The organism is Longimicrobium sp. (assembly GCF_036280135.1).
In the GTDB taxonomy this organism is placed as follows: domain Bacteria; phylum Gemmatimonadota; class Gemmatimonadetes; order Longimicrobiales; family Longimicrobiaceae; genus Longimicrobium.
The window spans coordinates 1-3,299 of the sequence record NZ_DASURI010000248.1 but is presented as its reverse complement, the minus strand read 5'-3'; the positions used below and the strand labels follow the sequence as shown (position 1 = coordinate 3,299).

At 71.2% G+C, this 3,299-nt stretch carries 4 protein-coding genes; 3 read left to right on the top strand and 1 reads right to left on the bottom strand.

Annotated elements, in window-relative coordinates:
• Both VFZ20_RS07710 and VFZ20_RS07705 read left to right on the top strand, forming a co-directional pair.
• Positions 1 to 1,346 (top strand): NAD(P)/FAD-dependent oxidoreductase (locus VFZ20_RS07710; RefSeq protein ID WP_329683270.1); only part of this gene is annotated, 1,346 nt, incomplete at its 5' end.
• Positions 1,343 to 2,164 (top strand): SDR family NAD(P)-dependent oxidoreductase, encoded by an 822-nt coding sequence (locus VFZ20_RS07705; protein ID WP_329683269.1) that lies wholly within the window; start codon positions 1,343 to 1,345, stop codon positions 2,162 to 2,164. The genes VFZ20_RS07710 and VFZ20_RS07705, both read left to right, overlap by 4 nt.
• A gap of 126 nt (positions 2,165 to 2,290) precedes the next feature.
• On the opposite strand, the gene VFZ20_RS07700 is transcribed toward VFZ20_RS07705, so the two are convergent.
• Positions 2,291 to 2,920: a cyclodeaminase/cyclohydrolase family protein gene (locus VFZ20_RS07700; protein ID WP_329683268.1), complete on the bottom strand. Its 630-nt coding sequence runs from the start codon at positions 2,918 to 2,920 to the stop codon at positions 2,291 to 2,293.
• A 168-nt stretch (positions 2,921 to 3,088) separates the two neighbouring features.
• Between VFZ20_RS07700 and VFZ20_RS07695 the strand changes: the two genes are divergently transcribed.
• A partial coding sequence (locus VFZ20_RS07695; RefSeq protein WP_329683267.1) for a hypothetical protein occupies positions 3,089 to 3,299 on the top strand: 211 nt, incomplete at its 3' end.

Genomic DNA, 3,299 nt, shown 5'->3' with positions numbered 1-3,299 from the left:
TCCGCTCCGATAGCGACATGTACACGCTGGGCTACCGGTTTCGCCCGTGGCGCGAAGGGAAAGCCATCGCGGACGGCCCGTCCATCAAGGCGTACATCGAGGAGACGGCGCGCGCGTACGGCATCGACCGCCGGATCCGCTTTCGGCACCGCGTGGTGCGGGCGGAGTGGTCGTCCGCGGAGGCGCGCTGGACGGTGACGGCGGAGGCGGGCCCGGAGCGCGCGATCGTCCGCCTGACCTGCGGATTTCTCTACACCTGCACGGGCTACTACGACTACGCGCAGGGCTACACGCCCGCGTGGCCGGGGACGGAGCGCTTCGGGGGGCGCATCGTTCATCCGCAGCACTGGCCGCGGGACCTGGACTATGCGGGGAAGCGCGTCGTCGTCATCGGCAGCGGGGCCACGGCCGTCACGATTGTCCCCGCGATGGCGCAAAGGGCGGCGCACGTGACCATGCTGCAGCGCTCGCCCACGTACGTTGCCGCGCAGCCGGGGCAGGACCGCATTGCCCACGCCCTGCGGCGTGCGTTGCCGGAGGGCGCGGCGTACGCGGCCACCCGGTGGAAGAACGTGCTCAAGAGCATGTTCTACTACACCCTGGCGCGCAAGCGCCCGGCGCTCTTCAAGAAGGCGCTGCGCAAGGGCGTGCGGATGGCGCTGGGCCCGGAATACGACGTGGACACGCACTTTCGTCCGCGGTACGAGCCGTGGGACGAGCGCCTGTGCATCGTCCCGGACGGTGACCTGTTCCAGGCGATCCGCGGCGGCCGCGCGTCCGTCGTCACAGATCACATCGAGACGTTCACGGAGACGGGCATCCGCCTGCGCTCCGGCGCGGAACTGGATGCGGACGTCGTCGTCACGGCCACGGGGCTGAACCTGAAGATCCTGGCCGGCGTGACCCTCGCCGTCGACGGGCAGACGGTCGATCTCGCCAGGACGATGGCGTACAAGGGGATGATGTACAGCGACGTGCCCAACGTGGCGTCCGCGTTCGGCTACACGAACGCCTCGTGGACGCTCAAGTGCGACCTCGTGGCCCAGCACGTCTGCCGCCTGCTGAACCACATGCGGCGCCACGGCCTGGTGCAGGTCACGCCGCGCCGCACGGACCCATCGCTCGCGGAGGAGCCCGTGCTGGATTTCACTTCGGGCTACGTGCGGCGGGCGCTGGACAGCCTGCCGCGGCAGGGGTCGAAGGCGCCCTGGCGGCTGCACCAGAACTACGTGAAGGACCTGCTGTCGCTCCGAATGGGCCGCGTGGACGACCCCGCGCTGGAGTTTCGCCGGGGCGGGGCAGGGGCCGCGCGCGGGCGATCCACCTCCACGGAGGCCGGGCGATGAGCCGGACGATGCGGTTGGCGGGGCGGACGGCCGTCGTCACGGGCGCGGCGAGCGGGATCGGGCGGGCCGTGGCTGCGTCGCTGGCCCGGCGCGGCTGCCACCTGGCTCTGGTGGACGTGAACGAGGCGGGGCTGGCGGAGACGGCGGCGCTCGTCGGCGCGCCGGGTCTGCGCATCAGCCGCCATCGCCTGGACGTGTCGGACCGCGCGGCGGTGGCGGCGTTCCCGGCCCAGGTGACGGCGGAGCACCCGGGCGTGGACCTCCTCGTCAACAACGCGGGCGTGGCCGTGGGCGGCACGTTCGAGCAGGTGAGCGAGGCGGACTTCGAGTGGCTGTTCGAGATCAACTTCTGGGGCGTGGTGCGGATGACGCGCGCCTTTTTGCCCCTGCTGCGCGCCAGTGACGACGCGCGGCTGGTGAACCTGTCGAGCGTCTTCGGCTTGGTGGCGCCGGCGGGGCAGGTGGCGTATGCGTCCAGCAAGTTCGCCGTGCGCGGGTTCAGCGAGGGGCTGCGGCACGAGCTGGTGGGATCGAACGTGGGCGTGACCGTCGTGCACCCCGGCGGTGTGGCGACGCAGATCGCCAACAGCGCGCGCGTGCCCGCCGGCGTGTCGGAGGACGAAGTGGCGCGGCGCCGCGCGCGCACCAACCGCATGCTGCGGCTGCCGCCGGACGAAGCGGGCGAGATCATCGTCCGGGGCATCGAGCAGCGGAAGTCGCGTGTGCTCGTCGGCAAGGACGCGCACGCGCTGTCGCTGCTCGCTCGTTTGGCGCCCGTGTCGTACTGGAAGCTGCTCGCGGGCAGGATCCGCGGATAAGCGCGGCATCCTGAAACGATTTTCTCACGCAGAGGGAGCAGGGGCAGCAGAGGATTTCATCGCGCGATGAAGTACTCTGCTGCCCCTGCTCCCTCTGCGTGAGAATTCAGTTTTCTGTTGCTCGATTCAGACGGGCGCGGGGAGGGAATCGCGCAACGCGAGCAGCTGGCGCCAGATGCGGGCCGACTCCTCGCGCTTTCGCACGGCCCACGCGTCCGATTCGAAGGGCTCCAGGTTCAGCGTCACAGCCGCCAGCGAGCTTTCCGCGCCAGCCAGCGCGAGACTCGCCGCCGTGCGCGCGTCGCTGGATGCGCTCCGCATCCCGTGATCGAACAGCTCCTTCGCCAGGACCGCCAGCGCCAGGCTCGCCTCCGCGACCTCCAGCGGCAGCTCGATGGCGGGACGGAGCGCCTCGACGGCCTTCGCGGCGAGCGCCTCCTTCTCAGACTCGTCCGCCGCGTCCCGCGCCCTTCGCGCCTCGATCACGCGCTGAAAGATGCGGGCATCCTCGGCGATGCTCCGCGTGAGCCGCTCGCCGATGGTCGCGGCCTGTCCCGCGATTTCCGTGGCCCGATCGCGGAAGCCGGGCTCCTCCTCGTTGCGGCAGGTGATCTGCGCCACCATCCCGATCAGCCCCGCCGCGACCGCGCCCGCCACGCCAGCCGCCGTCCCCACGCCCGGGCACGGATCGCCCGAGGTGAAGCACGCGACGAGGTCCGACAGCGGCAGGTCCAGGCGATTGACTGCGTCGGTCATCGAGAGATCCAGGATCGGGCAGAGGGGCGGAACGAGGAGCGAGACCAACGCATCCGACGTGCCCTCCTCCGGCTCCGCGGATGAAAACCGGCGGATGGGGTGGCGGATCGCGGGCCGGCGCGCGACACTGTAGGCGTTGCCGCTTCCCCTGACCGCGCACCTGGTGCCATGAAGAAGCTCTGGATTTTCCTCCTGCTGCTCGCGCCGGCGACGGTCCGCGCGCAATCCGCCGCCGACTCGGCGCTCGTCGGGCGCATCCTGCTCGCGGAAGACCGGCGCGACGCCACGGACGCGGCCCTCGCGGCGGGGCTGCGGCACGACGACCCGCGCGTGCGGATGCTCGCCAGCCGCGCGCTGGGACGCATCCGCGATCCGCAGT

What these genes read in the sequence shown, in the direction of transcription:
- VFZ20_RS07700 (WP_329683268.1), bottom strand. Translation starts at nt 2,920, where the DNA reads ATGACCGACGCAGTCAATCGCCTGGACCTGCCGCTGTCGGACCTCGTC.
- VFZ20_RS07705 (WP_329683269.1), top strand. Translation starts at nt 1,343, where the DNA reads ATGAGCCGGACGATGCGGTTGGCGGGGCGGACGGCCGTCGTCACGGGC.